16 protein-coding genes and 1 other annotated feature are annotated in these 16,973 nt (G+C 41.2%); of the genes, 3 read left to right on the top strand and 13 right to left on the bottom strand.

Going from position 1 to position 16,973, the window contains the following annotated elements:
* Positions 1 to 2 precede the first annotated feature (2 nt).
* The 3 genes from ACZ5AE_RS01195 to argS form a co-directional block, all read right to left on the bottom strand.
* Complete coding sequence (locus tag ACZ5AE_RS01195) at positions 3 to 1,199, bottom strand: MFS transporter (protein ID WP_464568731.1); 1,197 nt, start codon at positions 1,197 to 1,199, stop codon at positions 3 to 5.
* A gap of 97 nt (positions 1,200 to 1,296) precedes the next feature.
* Positions 1,297 to 1,767, bottom strand: coding sequence for a DinB family protein (locus tag ACZ5AE_RS01190; protein ID WP_464568729.1), 471 nt, complete (start codon positions 1,765 to 1,767; stop codon positions 1,297 to 1,299).
* A gap of 71 nt (positions 1,768 to 1,838) precedes the next feature.
* A complete protein-coding gene (gene argS / locus ACZ5AE_RS01185) occupies positions 1,839 to 3,536 on the bottom strand; it encodes an arginine--tRNA ligase (protein ID WP_464568726.1) in 1,698 nt (565 codons plus the stop codon).
* A gap of 52 nt (positions 3,537 to 3,588) precedes the next feature.
* Positions 3,589 to 3,804 (bottom strand) — a binding site (T-box leader).
* 112 nt (positions 3,805 to 3,916) lie between these two features.
* Here argS and ACZ5AE_RS01180 point away from each other — a divergent pair.
* Positions 3,917 to 4,168 carry a small, acid-soluble spore protein, alpha/beta type gene (locus tag ACZ5AE_RS01180; RefSeq protein ID WP_464568722.1) on the top strand — a complete coding sequence of 84 codons (252 nt, stop codon included), beginning with the start codon at positions 3,917 to 3,919 and terminating at the stop codon, positions 4,166 to 4,168.
* 45 nt (positions 4,169 to 4,213) lie between these two features.
* On the opposite strand, the gene ACZ5AE_RS01175 is transcribed toward ACZ5AE_RS01180, so the two are convergent.
* The 3 genes from ACZ5AE_RS01175 to ACZ5AE_RS01165 all read right to left on the bottom strand — a co-directional run bounded on the left by ACZ5AE_RS01175 (position 4,214) and on the right by ACZ5AE_RS01165 (position 6,018).
* Positions 4,214 to 4,792: a TetR/AcrR family transcriptional regulator gene (locus ACZ5AE_RS01175; RefSeq protein WP_464568720.1), complete on the bottom strand. Its 579-nt coding sequence runs from the start codon at positions 4,790 to 4,792 to the stop codon at positions 4,214 to 4,216.
* A 164-nt stretch (positions 4,793 to 4,956) separates the two neighbouring features.
* Entirely contained in the window at positions 4,957 to 5,139 is a 183-nt protein-coding gene (locus ACZ5AE_RS01170) for a type II toxin-antitoxin system antitoxin (RefSeq protein WP_464568718.1), read from the bottom strand.
* A 12-nt stretch (positions 5,140 to 5,151) separates the two neighbouring features.
* Positions 5,152 to 6,018, bottom strand: coding sequence for an SPFH domain-containing protein (locus ACZ5AE_RS01165; RefSeq protein WP_464568716.1), 867 nt, complete (start codon positions 6,016 to 6,018; stop codon positions 5,152 to 5,154).
* 170 nt (positions 6,019 to 6,188) lie between these two features.
* Here ACZ5AE_RS01165 and ACZ5AE_RS01160 point away from each other — a divergent pair, with 170 nt between their 5' ends.
* Positions 6,189 to 6,773: an undecaprenyl-diphosphatase gene (locus ACZ5AE_RS01160; RefSeq protein ID WP_464568713.1), complete on the top strand. Its 585-nt coding sequence runs from the start codon at positions 6,189 to 6,191 to the stop codon at positions 6,771 to 6,773.
* Between the two features lie 342 nt (positions 6,774 to 7,115).
* Complete coding sequence (locus ACZ5AE_RS01155) at positions 7,116 to 8,033, top strand: nuclease-related domain-containing protein (RefSeq protein ID WP_464568710.1); 918 nt, start codon at positions 7,116 to 7,118, stop codon at positions 8,031 to 8,033.
* A gap of 157 nt (positions 8,034 to 8,190) precedes the next feature.
* Here ACZ5AE_RS01155 and ACZ5AE_RS01150 read toward each other — a convergent pair whose 3' ends face one another.
* The 7 genes from ACZ5AE_RS01150 to ACZ5AE_RS01120 all read right to left on the bottom strand — a co-directional run bounded on the left by ACZ5AE_RS01150 (position 8,191) and on the right by ACZ5AE_RS01120 (position 16,951).
* Positions 8,191 to 8,874, bottom strand: coding sequence for a hypothetical protein (locus tag ACZ5AE_RS01150; protein WP_464568707.1), 684 nt, complete (start codon positions 8,872 to 8,874; stop codon positions 8,191 to 8,193).
* 15 nt (positions 8,875 to 8,889) lie between these two features.
* A complete protein-coding gene (locus ACZ5AE_RS01145; protein WP_464568705.1) occupies positions 8,890 to 10,848 on the bottom strand; it encodes a transposase in 1,959 nt (652 codons plus the stop codon).
* Entirely contained in the window at positions 10,841 to 11,092 is a 252-nt protein-coding gene (locus ACZ5AE_RS01140; protein WP_464568703.1) for a hypothetical protein, read from the bottom strand. Before ACZ5AE_RS01140 ends, ACZ5AE_RS01145 begins: the two co-directional genes overlap by 8 nt.
* 651 nt (positions 11,093 to 11,743) lie before the next feature.
* Positions 11,744 to 12,934: a M14 family metallopeptidase gene (locus ACZ5AE_RS01135; RefSeq protein ID WP_464568701.1), complete on the bottom strand. Its 1,191-nt coding sequence runs from the start codon at positions 12,932 to 12,934 to the stop codon at positions 11,744 to 11,746.
* Between the two features lie 75 nt (positions 12,935 to 13,009).
* The gene (locus ACZ5AE_RS01130) at positions 13,010 to 13,927 is read right to left on the bottom strand and encodes a class I SAM-dependent methyltransferase (RefSeq protein ID WP_464568699.1); all 918 of its coding nucleotides are present in this window, start codon (positions 13,925 to 13,927) and stop codon (positions 13,010 to 13,012) included.
* A 139-nt stretch (positions 13,928 to 14,066) separates the two neighbouring features.
* Positions 14,067 to 15,464, bottom strand: coding sequence for an FAD-binding oxidoreductase (locus tag ACZ5AE_RS01125; protein ID WP_464568697.1), 1,398 nt, complete (start codon positions 15,462 to 15,464; stop codon positions 14,067 to 14,069).
* Positions 15,465 to 15,574: 110 nt separating this feature from the next.
* A complete protein-coding gene (locus ACZ5AE_RS01120; protein ID WP_464568695.1) occupies positions 15,575 to 16,951 on the bottom strand; it encodes a dihydrolipoamide acetyltransferase family protein in 1,377 nt (458 codons plus the stop codon).
* Positions 16,952 to 16,973: the final 22 nt, after the last annotated feature.

Below are 16,973 nucleotides of genomic sequence, written 5' to 3'. Positions count from 1 at the left end.
GCCTAAGCAAATCTTCGATTCGGTTTTTCCTTATTCATTTTTTCCTTATATATGAAAAAGACATACAAGAGCATTGAAACGAATACAGAGAATGCCGCCGCTTTATAGATGCTGCTATAGCCCAATAGATGGCCGATTTGTCCAAACACCATTGCTCCTATACCGATTCCCAAATCAAAAAAGGAGAAAAAGGTGGCATTGGCCATCCCTCTGCGGTTAATGGGGGTCTTTTCAATAGACCACGCCTGCAGGGCAGGTTGAACGGTGCCAAAGCCAAGGCCGTACAGGCCTGCTGCAGCAAATAGAATAGCGCTGTTTGGGAGCCATGATAACAATAGCATCGCCGCTAAAATTAATAACGTCCCGGGAATAAATACTGCCTGATGCCCCTTTCGATCGTAAACTTGGCCTGCAAAGGTTCTCGTTATCATTAAGGCAATGGCATAAATCAGAAAATACCATTGAATTCCTTCAATCTGTTTTTGAGCTGTGTAAAGGGGCAGAAATGAGGCAATTCCACCAAAGGTTACGGTTATAAAGAACATAAGCATAGATGGCTTTAGTGCGCTTTTCTCATATAAGTCAAGCATCGTCTTTGTCTTTTCCTGCTTATGATCCACCTTTTTATAGGTAATTTTCGATGACAATAATAAGGCAATCAGTCCAAGGCCTGCACAAATCAGAAAGAATACTTTAAACGGCAATATGCCGGCTAAAACCAAACCGAGCGCAGGACCAAAGGCGAGTGCCAGATTCCCAGATAACCCATAAAAGCCCATCCCTTCACCGCGCCTTGATGCTGGTATTAAATCGGTGGCAATCGTTCCCGATGCAGTAGTGGAAAAACCCCAACCAACCCCTTGGACAACACGCATCATAAATAAGAAGACAATGCTTGTCAAAAAGCCGAAGGAACCTACTGACAGAACAAAAATGGACAACCCCAATAAGTATACGAAGCCTCTCCCTTTTGTCTCCAGTGATTGCCCGGCAAAAGGGCGGAGAAGCAGTGCAGAAAAGGTAAAAATACCAACAACGAAACCAATTAGCTGGTCATTGCCGCCCAGTTTTTCCACAAAAAGCGGAATCGTCGGCAAAGTCATTTGAAATCCAAGGAAGATAAAAAAATTAGCGAGTATGATAAGGACAAAATCCTTTGTCCAAATCCTTTCTTTCGGTCTTTCCTGCTGATTATCCATAAAGATTTTTAGACGTCCTCTCTTATTTCTATGTTTCCCTATATTTAACGAAAAATCGTTTCTACATAGTAAGCAGAAACGATTTTTCACTTTTTATTTATTTTACTTGAGCGGCCGCTTGAACAACTCGTTTCATCGCTGAAATTTGCCCTAAGTGCATTGATTCATGGAAGATGGCAAAGCTCGTCAGTTCGCCGTACGTTTCTTGGCCAAGAAATGGTGTTTTTAGTTTCTCTGTAAAACTTTCAACCGGAATTTTCTGGATTCGTTCAAACTGTTCCTTTAATTGAACCGTCAATTCCTGAACAGAAGGGACATCACCGTTCCAATCGGCCGGCTTTGTACCGTTGCCAAATAGTTCTAAATAATTGGCCGGTAAATTAGCTGACTTTTTTGGAAAACCAAACATAAATTGTTCTGCAACAGTTAACACATGACCCACATGCCAGTGGATTGTATTATTAAATCCCTCCGGCTGGATATCTACAATATTTTCATCCAGCGCCTCTATATTTTTTAATAAGTATTTCCTCGCTGTTGTAAAACCTTTTAATAATACCTCACTCATCCCTTAGCCCTCCAATCATTAATCTAATTTTTATTTTATCCCATTTTTAACCAATGGTTAAGCAAAATGCATTACATTTCTTCAGGAGCTTCAATTCCTAAGAGACGTAAGCCTTCTTTGAGAACGACTGTTACAGAGTAGACAAGTGCCAGGCGTGAGTTTTGTTCCTCGCTCTCTTCAAGTACTTTAACCTCTGCATAGTATTTATTGAAGACTTGGGCAAGGTCGACGATGTATTTTGCCACTTGCGATGGATCATAATTTTCGCAAGCACGCTTAATGGCGTTGGAGAACTCCATTAACATGCTGATGACCTTCCACTCGTTTTCCCATGTGGTCAGATAGACGGCTGCCGGTGCCGATTCCGCCTTCCATCCAGCTTTTCGTAATATTGAGCTAGCTCTTGCAAACGTATACTGAACATAAGGGCCGGTTTCCCCTTCGAAACGAAGCATTTCCTCTAAGGAGAATTCAATATCGTTCATCCGGTTGTTTTTTAGGTCATGGAAAATTACTGCGCCGACACCGACCTGTTGGGCCACTCCATCTTTGTCCGCCAGGTTTGGATTTTTTTCCTCAATATTTTGCCGAGCCATCGCGATAGATTCGTTCAAAACTTCCTCTAGGAGGACAACCTTTCCTTTACGGGTCGACATTTTCTTGCCGTCTTTTAGCATCATCCCAAATGGAATATGAACCATTTTATCAGCCCAATCGAAACCCGCTTTATTCAATACCGCAATCAGCTGTTTAAAATGAAGGCTTTGCTCATGGCCGACGACATATAAGGATTGAGTGAAGTCGTAATTTTCTTTCCGGTAGATAGCAGCCGCTAGGTCACGGGTGGCATACAGCGTCGCTCCGTCTGATTTTTTTATTAGGCAGGGAGGAAGCTCCTCTTTGGTCAGTTCGACAACCTGGGCCCGATCAGATTCTACGAGCAGCTGTTTTTCCTCAAGAAGCTGGACAACACGGTCCATTTTATCATTGTAAAAAGCTTCTCCGGCATAGGAATCAAATTCCACGTTCATAAGCTGATAAATTCTTGAGAACTCCTTTAAGGACTCATCACGGAACCATTGCCATAAGGAGCGCGCTTCTTGATCGCCATCTTCAAGCTTTTTAAACCAGCCGCGTCCTTCGTCTTCAAGAGCCGGATTCGTTTCCGCCTCTGCATGGAATTTAATATACAAGGCAAGCAGTTCCTTGATAGGATTTGCCTTGACCTTATTCTCTTCTCCCCAGCGTTTATAGGCGGAAATTAGCTTTCCAAACTGGGTGCCCCAGTCGCCAAGATGATTGATTTTGACTGGCTTGTAGCCGCATTTTTCTACAATTAAGGCAAGGGCATTTCCAATAACAGTCGAACGCAGATGTCCCATGGAAAATGGTTTGGCAATATTAGGAGATGACATATCAATGGTGACTTTCCCGCCCTGGCCAAAATCATGGGCACCATATTGGCCTTTTTCAGTAATAATGTTGTTAATGATTTGTTCGGAGACAAGCTTTTTATTTAAAAACACGTTAAGATAGGCTCCGACCACTTCTACTTTTGCAAAAGTGGGGGACTGGATTTTTTCACATAGCTCTTGAGCAATTATATTCGGTGCCTTATGCTTCAGTTTCGCAAGTGAGAAACATGGAAAGGCTAAATCCCCATGGTCCTGATTTTTTGGTTTTTCAATTAGCTGCTCGATATTCTGGGAGGCTAATTTGCCATCTAATTCTTGATGCAAGACATCTGCAAGCTCTTTCTTAAAATTCATTTCCATTGACCTCCTTGTTTTTTCTATAAATGCAAAAAACCCCCGTCTCTATAAAAGAGACGAGAGTTTAAAATTCCCGCGGTACCACTCTAATTGTTCATACTGAACCGGCTTTGATCTTTGTTAACGGAGGATTCTCCGGCACCCCCTACTATTTTCAAGGGCGCTTCTCCAAAGTGCGTTTCATTATCTGCTCCGTATCAGGCTTCCACCACCCCTGACTCGCTTGGACTACCGAGATAACTACTCTCTTTTTCACCGAATTTATTCGCTTAATTATTGGTTATTATACTGGAAAGAAACGGTTTTATCCAGTCTCTGCTGATGTTTTTGATTAATTTTTCCGTTATGGAAATTCTATTCATAAAGGAGGGATTTTCATGGCGAGAAGAAACAAAATACTTGTCCCAGAGGCGAGAGGCGGGTTAGATCTATTAAAGGCTAAGGTCGTTCAGGCACAGCGTCCTGAGGATGCCAAATTCGAAGCAGCTGAAGAAGTGGGCGTTCCCTTGTCAAAAGGCTACAATGGCAAGCTAACCTCGGAACAGGCCGGCAAGGTTGGCGGCAGGCTGGGAGGCAGCATGGTCCGCGAACTCGTCAAAATGGCCCAGCAAAACCTAAGCAAAAAATAACCCAAAGTAATAGCACTGGGGTCTGTCTCCCCAGTGCTTATCGCGTTACTTTCCGCTTGGAAGCCCCTTCAACAAAAACACCTTCATAATTTCCGCAATTTGCTCAGAGCTTAACGGTTCATGGTTTCTTTCCCAATCCGAGACTAAGGCGATATACATTTTTAGCAAAAGAAAACTTGTTATTTCCAAGTTCACCGCTGGAATTGCTCCCTTAGCAATAGCCGTTTCAATTTTCCCCTTTAAATAACCGATAATTTCGTCCTCCACATGCTGAAGCATTTCTGAAACCGCCAACGTGCCCATTTCCGCCTCCTCTTGGACCAATTTAATCATTAATTGGTGCCTAGAGCGGAATTCTAGTAATCGATAAAGGGCCTGATGGACATTTTCCGTAAAGGGCAATTCCGGGTTAATGACAGAATCCGCCTCTGCAATCATTTCCTTCACTAAAGAAGAAATGATTTCTTCGAATAACTCTTCTTTATTTTTAAAAAATGTATAAATGGTTCCCTTTCCAACATTGGCTAGTTTGGCTACTTGATCCATGGTCGTTGCTTTATAGCCAAACAAGGAAAACGACTTAGTTGCTGCCTCTACAATCATCCTTCTGCGATCAGGTGCCATAGCGCACATCCTTCTCATTGACTAATTTGGTTCTACGGTCAATTAATATAATTTTACTATAGCACAGCCTGAACTCGGTTTCAATTTTTTCTGGCAGTTTTCTGGAAAGGTGTCAATCCCAGAAAATATGCCGATAAAAAACCGAAGGCGGTTTGCCTCCGGTTTTAATCTTCGTCTTTTTCACTGGATGCCTTTGGACTTTTTAATCTTCCGGCATCCTTTAATGCTTTTTTTATTATCAGTTCAATCTGGGCGTTCACACTACGGAATTCATCCTCTGCCCATTTCTCCAAGGCATCATATAATTTCTGATCAACGCGCAGTAAAAATCGCTTCTTATCGGCCACATCATCACTACCTTAATAAATCGATCCTGTATTAATTACTGGCTGACTTCCCTTATCCGCAACGATAGCAACCATCAAATTATTCACCATTTGCGCCTTCTTTTCTTCATCCAATTCAACAATTCCTTCATCCTTTAGCTGATCAATTGCCGATTTGACCATGGATACGGCCCCTTCAACGATGACCTTTCTCGCCGCCAGCACCGCTTTCGCCTGCTGTCTTTGCAGCATAGCATGGGCAATTTCACTCGAATACGCCAGATGCATAATTCTTGCTTCAATGATTTCCACACCGGCCAATTCCAAGCGTTTCTGGAGGTCCTTAGTCAATTCATCACCAACCTCATCCGAGTGCTGCCTTAGGGATACCTCATAATCATTGTTAACATTATCGTATGGGTATTGGCTGGCGATATGGCGCAGACCTGTTTCACTTTGCGTATGCACAAACGTTTTGTAATTTTCAACATCAAAAACCGCTTTTGCTGAATCAAATACTTTGTAAACGACAACCGCAGCTATTTCGATAGGGTTTCCTTCCAAATCATTTACCTTTAATTTATCACTATTAAAGTTTATTACCCTCAGGGATACCGTTTTTCTAATCGTTAAAGGAACTGTTAACCAAAACCCTTCAAGTTTGATAACTCCAAGATAACGGCCAAATAATGTAAATACCTTTGCCTGATTCGGCTGAATGACGGTGAACCCGGAAAGCAAGAGAAACAACACCATAACACATATCACTGCGAGGACAAAAGACATGAGACTTTCCGTTAAGGTAAATTGCCTAAACGAGAAAACCGCTGCTGCCCCGATTAACAGGAACAATATTACCCCCAAAAATCCATTTATCCTAAACATATCTTTTTCTCTCATCCCAACCGCTCCCCTTTTTTAAAAATTTTTCCATCTATATCACTATGATATCATTTTAGTATCAATTAAGGAAGGGATATTCTCCTATATTTGTTGATTTTTTGGGTAACATTTTTATCAGCTTTATAGTATAATCCTTTTATCTGTCTATTCGGAGGTATTTTATAAAAATGTCTATATCGGAAATTAATATTAATGCGTTTAGAATGATTAATGATTTGGGGAAACACTACGATTTCTTGAATCCCCCTTTTATATTCATAGCTGAATATACGGTTTATGTTTTAGCTTTAGCATTGGTGATGTATTGGTTTACAGGCAGACGGCAAAACAGAATGATGGTGATTTGTTCCGTTTTCACTTTAATGTTTGCTGAAATTCTTGGGAAAGCGGCGGGACTGCTTCATTCCAATAATCAACCCTTTGCCGAACTGGATCATGTTAATAAACTAATAGAAAAAACAGTCGATAATTCCTTCCCAAGCGACCATACAATGCTGTTTTTCTCCTTATGTGTGACGTTCTGGCTTTTCAGAAAAGGCTGGAGCTTCTTATGGATACTGCTGGCTGTGCTTGTCGGCACTTCACGAATTTGGGTAGGCGTCCACTATCCGGCGGATGTCCTAGTGGGAGCTGTCTTTAGTATTATTTCAGCCCTTGTTGTCTATCGTATCGTCCCTAAGATTGAAGCTGTTCAAAAATTGGCCGGTTTACACAAGCAGCGCCCGAATCCAACAAACTATAAAAATTTTTAAAGTTAAAAACCGCTTGGCTAAGTCCAAGCGGTTTTATTTGTACTATACTATTCAATCGTTCGATTAAAGCGGCTAAGCTAATGTGCTTTACTATTCAATCGTTTAATTAATTTTTGTAATAGGAGGAAATTCAGTATTAAAGGGGTACTCCTTTTTTTATGATATACTATTCAATCGTTTAATTAAAAACAGTAGTATACTATTCAAACGTTTAATTAACTTAAACAACAATATCTGCTCTTTGTAATTGTCAATATTTTTTGAAGGTTAACAAAATATTCATTTGTTGGGGCGATGGTTTATGGATTTTTTTATAAAATGTTATAGAAAGGATGTGTTCACGTGAACCTAAAACCACTTAAGGAATCGAAAAAATTAAAAATCTATCGTTCTCTAAATACAAGGATGGAACTGTCGCCAGATGAAAGGTGGAATTACAAAAAATTGAAAAGCGGGTTCGAAGGTGAGGTTTTTTTTCAATCTTTAACGGACAAGCTTCAATGCGACTGCTATGTGTTAAACGATTTATTATTTGAATTAAATGGAACAATATTCCAAATCGATTCATTGATTATTTTCCAAGAGATTATCTCGTTGAATGAAGTTAAAAATTTTACAGGGGATTTTTTTTATGAAGATGGTAAGTTCTATGATTCTAATGGAAAAGAACGAAAAGACCCCATAGTCCAATTGGAAAAATGCGAGTCTATGTTTCGCCAATTGCTGCAAAAGCTTGGCTTTAAATTCATTGTAATCGGAAAAGTTGTCCACGTGAACCCCGAATTTACCCTTTACCAAGCTCCTCTGAAGGTACCCATCATTTTTCCAACCCAACTTAATTCTTATATGCATAAATTGGAAGCGTGCCCGGCTGCGTTGAATAGCAAACATCGGAAACTCGTCGAAAAATTACTATCGCTACAGCTTGCGGAAAACCCTTATGCCAAATTGCCTGACTATGATTATGGCAAGATGCGGAAAGGGCTCACATGCGGGGGGTGTTGCTCGTTTGGTGTTTCCGTTAAAGGCCAGCTTTGTGTTTGCGATGATTGTGGGCACGAGGAAAAGGTGGAAGCGGCGGTGCTGCGGCATGTGGAGGAGCTGCAGCTACTGTTTCCGGATTTAAAGATTACGACTAATTTGGTGTTTGAGTGGTGTGGCGGGGAGGTGGATAAGAAGAGGATCTTCAGGATTCTGGTAAAGAGTTTTGAAATGGTCGGGGACAGAAGATGGGTCCATTTTGTACAAAAAAAACATTAGTGGCGATTTTTAACGGGTTCGGTTTTGAAGTACAAAATTATAAATAACATAGCAATTAACAACAAAAATAAGCAATAAATCATCAAACAATTAGCAATTGAATTAGTATAGAAAAGAGCATTGGCTTTATGCAATGCTCTTTTTAATATTCAATCATTTAATTTTTTATATGTTTTAACCATTGGACCGAAATTGTTTCAACCCATTCTTTAAATGTATTACAATTGTTAATCTTGTAAAGTGTATACTCTGGATAGTTATCGTAAGGAGTAATGAAATCAAAAAAATGGTCAGAGGCATACATAAGAACTTCACTAGATTGAATATGGTACATCGTAACATTCCCATTCGCTTCGAAAGCAAATGATATATAATCATCGGGCTTTATTTTTACTTCTACTCCTTCTTCCTGACATATTTCATTAAATAAGTCTTCAAATCCGTTGAAACCAATTTGTGTATCTTCATAGGTTAAAGCGTTATTTAAATTCATCAGCCAAGTATCTTCAGGTTCATTCCATCTTTCAGTTATCCCACCAAAATTTTTTAATAAAAGGATATGGTCAGGATGAAGGGGCTTATCAACTTTTATTTTGGGTTCTAAACAAAGCCAACCAAATGACTGAGAAGCTAAATTTGTCCAACCATATAGTTCGTAATTTTGACCTTCGTATTTAATTTTTGTAATTCGTGCTTTTTTGAGTAATTTTGTTAAGGAAGGAAATTTGTCTTCAAATTCTTTAGAACAAATAAATGATTTTTTCTCAATTACTTCTATTTTTTCGTTATCGCTAAAAAACCAAGATATATCGGTCAAAAAGTCTGCCAAATCTTTATTCATACAATTCACCCACTATTATCTAAGATACAATACATCATTAATATTAAATTTTTTAGTTACAAGTCCTAGTCGCTGTGCAGGTGTAGCGATAGTTTCTGTTTTCCCTTCTTTTGTCTTATACGCTAAACAGAAATTGTAATATGTCCGAAGGATTGTTAAAGCCATTTGAGCATATTTAGGATTGAAATTAGAGTAAATATAGCTCTTACCATCGCCACGAGCGGTTGTCAGTGGTCGTTCTAAAATAGATAATCTTCTACGAATATGTTGGATAAATGTATTTGTGGCATTGTCATTTACATTTAAAATTAGTGTCGCAACATCTTTTGGTTCAAGAGAAGAGAGGTCTGTGGTGCAATCAACGGAACGATAACCTCTATCAGGTGTAGCTAAAGGGTGTTCAACTGGATTATCTGCATATTCGTTATGGGAACTTGTTCCATCAGAAACCTCTTTATGAAACCGATGTGTTTCAAATAAATCCGTTAAATAAAGGTATGCCAATTTCCGTAAAGAGTTTGTCCCTAAATCTCTTAAAGAACCCCATTCTAATAAATTCGCTTTGGCTTCTTTAAATTCCTCGTATGCTTTTTTACGAGATTTTGTTTTGTCCGTTTGGCATAAGAAGAGGTGCCCATCAGTCCGGCGAATTTCTTGTGAGAAAACACGATGGATTGAATTGATTAAAGACCTGTCTTCATCAGTTATAAAACGCCATTCTGAAGCCTTTACAAGCTGTTTAATCAGCCAAAAGTGAGCAGTGGTGGTATAAGCAGCCTGAACGTGTAATCCATCAATGTATTTCTCCCTATGTTCCATTTTAAGAAGTTCTCGATGATATTCCGATTGCGTTTGTGTATCACTTTTTGATGGTGGCTGCGGATAATGCGAATATTCATCAAAACGGGCGTGTTTCTTGGCGAATTCGCTTAAATGGTCTACTTTCAACAATACTGTATCAAGAGCGATGTCATTTAGGGTAATATCCCAATCATAAGCCACATCACATCTAAACACATACCTCGATAAAGCATCAGCAGTGACAACCACACTGGTAGGTAATTGGAGTTCTTCAATTCCATCAAATTGAGAACTTCCTTGTCCCTTTTTTCGAACATTGTTTAGATAGTAAGTCATCTTGTCGGTGTTTAGCCACATTTCCTTAAATTCTTTATTTTTTAAGGAGATAGTTTCGTGCTTTTCCAAAAACTCCAAACATCTTCGGTATAGGATTTCGAGCTTGTCATAATATGTTCCTCTGCCAATCTCTAAGATTTCACAAGTTCTACTTACAGGCGTTCGATTAAGCAGAAGTTTTGCGAACATCGGCATTATCTCACTACGCTTTTGATGGTAGGTAGATGATTGTCTTTGGTTCGGAAGAACATTGGTGAACTTCTTACACACCTTACATTGGTATCGTTGAGAGTTTGCGGTACTTTTCCCCCTCTTGTAAAAAGATTTTGGTTCTTTAAAAGGGGTTAAATCAGAAGCGTCACAACCATCCTTATGAAACTCATAGTCTGGCTCTATGTCCTGAACCGTTTGTATTCGGACCAATCGTTCAATTTCTTCAGCAACAGACCAATTTGAAATGGTCGTTGTACGAGTATTCAATACTAAGTTGCTTGTTGGATTTGTTGGGTCTGGATTGCATTTCAACATTCTATCCGTTCCTGATGCATCCAACTTGTATCGACTTGGCTTTCCTTTAACATCATCAAATTTCTTCTGTGGCAAACCATACCATTTACAAAAAGGGTTAAGGCAATGATTGTACTGAAATAGATGTGTTTGTCCATTCCAAGCAAATTTCACTGGCTCAAATAACAATTCTCTGTATTTCGTTCCAAATTGTTTTGGTGTCAGCTTGTCGTAATCCTTCAAACGGTTCGTTAGCTCATTATTTGATAAAGGAGAATGAACTGTAACTAAATTATCATCCTTTGTAGCTAACCGTTTTAACTTAGCCAATCACATTTTCCTCCAATACACCTTCTAATTCTAATTGCTTTATGATGCGGCGATTATTCCTTTTCTTTTCAATCCATTGAAGGAAGTCCTTGTCATCAAGGATGTTTAGGAGGAACTTATCGACTACTTCACTTTCACTATATTCCGTGTATTCAGCATAGTATTTAACAATGGCTCTGGTCCGTTCTGATAATAGCCAATCGACTTTTTCAGCATTCTTGTTTTTTGGTTTAATAAAGTTCATCCTTATTCACCTCGATAAATTGACCTATGTTTTAGCAATGTATTTAGAACTAATATTAGCACACAATTCGAACATATGACATTGAACATTGTCACTCTGTTAATTAGTATGCTAATTTTGGTGCTAATTTATACACAAATTACCAATAAACCTTATTAAATCAACAAAAACAATAGGTCCAAATCATATGCGATTTGGACCTAAAATATATATTCTAATTAAGTTTTTGTACTCTTAAACCGAACCCGTTAGGCGATTTTTATTTTGGTTTTTTTCTGAATAGGTATTTTTAATAAACTTGTATAAGTCAACAATCCCCTATTTTAGGGGATTTCGTTTAAAAATGCCTTCTATTAGACATTATCTCTTCTCACCTTTGCGTTTTGTCTTTTAGAGGGCTCCTATTAGACATTTCACTTCTGCTCCACTAGCGTTTTGTCTTTTAGAACCCTTCTATTAGACATTTCACTCCTGCTCCACTAGCGTTTTGTCTTTTAGAACCCTTCTATTAGACATTTCTCCTCTCGCCTCGGGCGGTTTGGGTCTTCATCAATCTTATGAAGGACATTACCCTCCTTTACTTGAGTCTTTATTGACCTAAAAAATAAAAAAACAGGCAGCCACTCCACACCAAGCGGCTGCCAAAAATACTCATAGATACAACCCCGCCAAAAAGATGCCCAAAGCCTTCTGATAAATTTCATCAAACTGCGAGAGCGGGAGCGGGTTCACCCCATGGCCAAGTTCGACGGTAAACCCTGGCCGTTGCCAATCCTGAATGAACCAGTCTTTGTAGCCGGCATAGCTCTCGAGGATTTTAACAGATTTATACCCGCTTACCCTGCTTAACTCATTGACCATACTCTCGGATTCTGGCGGCTCCAAGTTCTCAAAGCCCCAATAGATTTCCTCGCCCTGGGTATGAAAGGCAAAGACTCTGGCATAATCGCGTTCCCGGGTTAAGTCTGCCATCACGATAGCTTCCGGTTCTGACAACGGCTTTTCGCTGCCATAATCGCGCGGCCCCGGCTCTTTTGGATTCCGCTCCCGTTCCAGCTCCCAGCGCGCCGGGAATTGATCGTTCAAGTCTACGCCCCTAATATTCGCTTTCCAGTCCGTAAAGTCGGTATTTCCCTTATTTAGTTCAACGACTCTGTTTTTCCATGTAGCATTTTCCGGCGGTCCGTGCAATACAAGATCGACACCATCCGGATTGACCATCGGCACCACCGATAATGAAGTTTGCTGATACAGGCCGGACATCTCAAGGTCGCGGATCGGATTTTGATTAGTCAGTGACAACAGGTAATCATTTAAAAATGTCATTAACACCGCTGTCGTGATCCACTCATTGGCATGGAAGGATGCATTATAATGAATTCTCTTTGAACCATTTCCTATCCGCAGTTCAGATAACTCGTTTCCAAGAACAGACTTCCCGATTGAGTTCACCTGAAAAAATGGATAAACGTTCTGTAATTGCTCGATATCCTTCATCATTCGGCTGAAATCATAGGTTTGCTTGCCTTGGACCAATCTCCAGGTAATTCTAATTGGCACTTTAATCATTTGCCCAATTTGCAGCTGGTTTGGGTTAATATGCTGATTAACAAGTAATAATGCATCCACATCCAGATTCCGATGGCGGGCTAACGCCCATAAGGAATCCCCCTGTTGGACCTGGTAGTCCTGTGCGACAAAACCGGGAATCCGTATCGACTGGCCCGCAGATATTTTATTGGGGTCAATCCCCCGGTTTGAATCCAAGATAAGCTGTAAATCTAGATGAAACAATTGGCTGTAGTACCATAACGAGTCCCCACGCCTAACGATAATATCCATGTATGCCTCCTACAGCTAAAAATTGGTATCAATAAAAATGTATGCTGGCATTTCTGAAATATTAATTTGCACCAGCTATTTATGCACAGCAAGATGCGCGAAGTGAAAATGGTCAAAGGCGTGGAGACCATCTTCCCTGTTGGAAAAATATAAATCTTCGATATTAGCAGGAGCCAGGTTTTCATACAGGAGCATATTACAACCCTGCAGTTCGAGGTCCAGTTCCAACGGGTCAAAGCCTGTTTTCATTGGTTCTCCCGTTTGCGCGGTAATTTGCCGCATCTGAATTAGCCTTTTGGAGGCAAACAGGTCGTCAAACGCAGCATCATCCAGGTAATCGAATACGAAAGAAGTTCCATTAATGGACATACCTGAAATGGTCGTCAAGAGTTGAAAAAAGTCTTTTTTCTCGAGGTACATCACTACACCAAGCAAACTAAAAAAACTTAACTTTTGCGGATCATAGCCGGTTTTCTTAAGTTCATTCTGGAGTGAATTGTGTTTAAAATCTACGGGGACAAATTTTACGTTGGCTGGCAAGTCCATGCCTAGTTCTTGAAGCCGATTTTGTTTAAAAGCCTGGGTTGCGGGATGGTCGACTTCATAGATGGTGAAATCTTCGGGTATATCCATTTTCGACTGTCTTAACGAAAAGGTATCAAATCCGGCACCCAAAATCACATATTGCCGGACACCACGTTCAATTGCTGACATTAGCGCATCCTCTGCATATCTTGCCCTGCTGACCAATTGCGGAACAGTCTGATTATTCATGACCCAGGCTAATTTTTCCTCAAAGGTAGTCAATTTTGTTCCCGGATCAAAGAAAGCAATGGCGTTGGCCCAGTTGGAGGCAATCAATTGCTTTTCCTCCTCAAACAAAAGTGCATTGGCCATATTGTCTTGAAAAATTGGCTGGCTCGATTCTGCTGCATGGTAGCCTCTGGCAAAGCAGCTTACTAACGCGGTCAAACTTTCTTTTGCTTTTTCCAAATCAATTCCCCCTTCTTTTAAAAAAAGAAAAACTCCCAGCAAATAATCGCTAGGAGTTAATAGTAAGCTATCTATCATTTTACGTCAATCGGACAAATAAATATTATAACATAAAAATTTTTATTTGTCAATATCTATTTTATTTAAATTCAAATGGGGCTGACAAAGGTACATCGTCGAAAATCTTCCCTGGATTTAAGATATTGTTAGGGTCAACCATTGTTTTTATTCCCTTCATAATGGAAAGAGTGTCGCCGTGTTCCTCTTGAAGGAATTTCTTCTTGCCGAGTCCAATTCCGTGCTCACCTGTACAGGTTCCCCCTTTGGACAGGGCATACTGAACGATTTGCGTATGAACCTCCTCGACCTGTTTCATGTGCTCTTCATCCTGCGTGTCCACCGAAAAGACGGCATGGTAATTCCCATCGCCGACATGGCCGAAAATAACAGCATCAATTCCATACTGGTCAACAATTTTTCTAGTATGTTGCAGGGCATCGGAAAGCTCTGATAACGGTACGCATACATCCGTTACCATATGTCCCTTACCAGGATTCGCGGCGATGATGGCCAGAGCAGCCTGGTGGCGTGCCTCCCAAAGCTGTGCTCTTTTAATGGAATCGTTTTCGAATTCAAAGGTGACACATTGCTCATCCATGATAATTTCTTGGACGATTTCGAGGCTGTTCATGACTTCCGGTTCACTGCCGCTAAATTCCATAAACAGCGTCGGTTCCTCCCGATATGATGTATTTTTAAAAGCATTAACAGCTTCGATTGTTTTTTGATCAACGAGTTCAATCTTCCCCATCGGCAGGCCTGCTTTTAGAAGTACAGTGGCCGCTTTTCCAGCTGCTTCAATCGATGGGAAAGTTGCCTTGATATCAATGGTTGTCTCAGGGATGCCTTGCAGTTTCAGGATAATTTCTGTAAATACACCCAGGGTACCTTCCGAGCCCACAAATAAACCAGTTAAGTTGTATCCCGCCGATGATTTATAGGAGTATCCCCCAGTGTGAATGGTCGAGCCATCCGCCAAGACTAGCTCTAGTCCGAGAATCTGGTCCCGCATGACTCCATACTTAACTGTATTCGTCCCGCTCGCGTTGGTGGCCGTCATGCCGCCTATCGTCGCATCTGCTCCCGGGTCGACCGGAAAGAAGAGTCCATACTTTTTCAACGCTTGGTTTAGTTGATTTCTCGTAACCCCCGGCTGAACCGTGACAATAAAATCATCGGGGCGAACGGAGATAATTTCATTCATCATCGTAAAATCAAGACTAATGCCTCCATTTAAAGGGATGATATGCCCTTCAAGGCTCGATCCCGCCCCAAACGGAACAACAGCAACCTTATTTTCATTAGCAAACTGCATGATACGGCTGACCTCTTTCTTAGAAGACGGGAAAACCACCACATCAGGCATCCGCGGCGAGTGATACGATATCCCCTTACTATGCTGCTCCAACAGCGCCCCGTTCACACTAACCCGCTCAGCATCCCCAACAATCCTTAACAACTCATTATAAAGCCACACAACCTCGCCCCCTCACAAACTCATACATTCACTAATTCACAAACTTTCCACCCACGGCGGACAAATGTCCGCGCGCAGATCCTGACGCCATATTAATTCACCCTATCGAATTATCGCCCTTCCAGGATGAATAGTTCTGGATTTCTGATAAGGGCGCCAATTTCCTCCATAAATGCGTTGGCAGGGGCCCCGTCGATGACACGGTGGTCGAAGGTGATGGACATGCCCATGACTTGACCAATGACGATTTGGTCATCCTCGACGATTGGCTTTTTCTTGATGCTGTGTATACCCAATATGGCGACTTCTGGATAGTTGATGATTGGAGTGGCAAACCAGCCACCATTTCCGCCTGTACTTGAAATGGTAAATGTACTGCCCGAAAGCTCATGCGGTTTTAATTTTCTTTCTCTCGCCCGCTTTGATAGATCTTGAAGTTCTGCAGCTATTTCCAAAATCGTCTTTTGGTCAGCATGTTTGATGACCGGGACGAGCAAGCCGTCATCCGTAGCCACGGCAACCCCAATATGAATGTTTTTCTTATAGATAATTTCCAGCTTCTCATCGTCTACCGCTGCGTTAAAGATAGGATGCCGGCTCAGTGCCTTCGCGGCTGCCTTCACGAAAAATGGAAGATATGTAAGCTTGACCCCAGCCCCTTCTGCATGCGGCTCTAGCTGTTTCTTTAATTCAACCAGTTTGGTGACAACGACTTCGTCCATCCCGCTGCAGTGGATGGCTGTAGATTTCGAGATTTTCATGTTTTGGTAGATTTTTTTCCTTAATCCCCGGATTGGCGCCCTTACTTCCTCTTCCGGCCTTGCAGCTGTATCTCGTTCTGACGGAGACTTAAGTTGCACAGATACTGACACTGCCTCCCGCAACTCAAATGCGGCAACAGTCGCCGCTGCCTCCTTCTCCGCAAGCGTCTTGAAGTTCCTGACGTCCTCTTCCGTCACTTTTCCGCCCTTACCTGTTGGCAAGACCTCGGTAATATCGATACCTAGTTCCCTTGCCAGCTTTCTGACAGACGGCGCTGCAATAACACGTTTCTTTGGTGAAATACCCGCAGATTTCGGGTGTAAATCTTGTTGTGTAAATGAATTGTTTTGTGTGGAGACTTGTTTCGTGTGTTCAAATTGTGTGGATTCTCGGTGTATGGTATCTATCCCGTTTGAGCCCTGCTGGATGGATTCATGTTGTCCGGTCGTTTTACCAGCTGACACCAGCACTCCCGCTCCGGCCTTTACGTCCTCAAGAACTGTGAATAAAACTTCGCCGACCTTAACGACCTCTCCTGCTTCCGCGCCGAAGGATTGCACCACTCCTCCAACTGGTGACGAAATTTCCACTACAGCCTTATCGGTTTGCACCTCTACGATGTTCTCATTTTCTTTTACATAATCACCGGCTGCCTTAAACCACGTCAAAATTTCTGCTTCGTGTAAGCCTTCGCCAATATCAGGAAGACGGAATTCATAAGCCATATTTTTATGCCACTCCCATTTT

Source organism: Neobacillus sp. S1227 (assembly GCF_055385255.1).
This window is presented reverse-complemented; position numbering and strand designations above follow the sequence as displayed.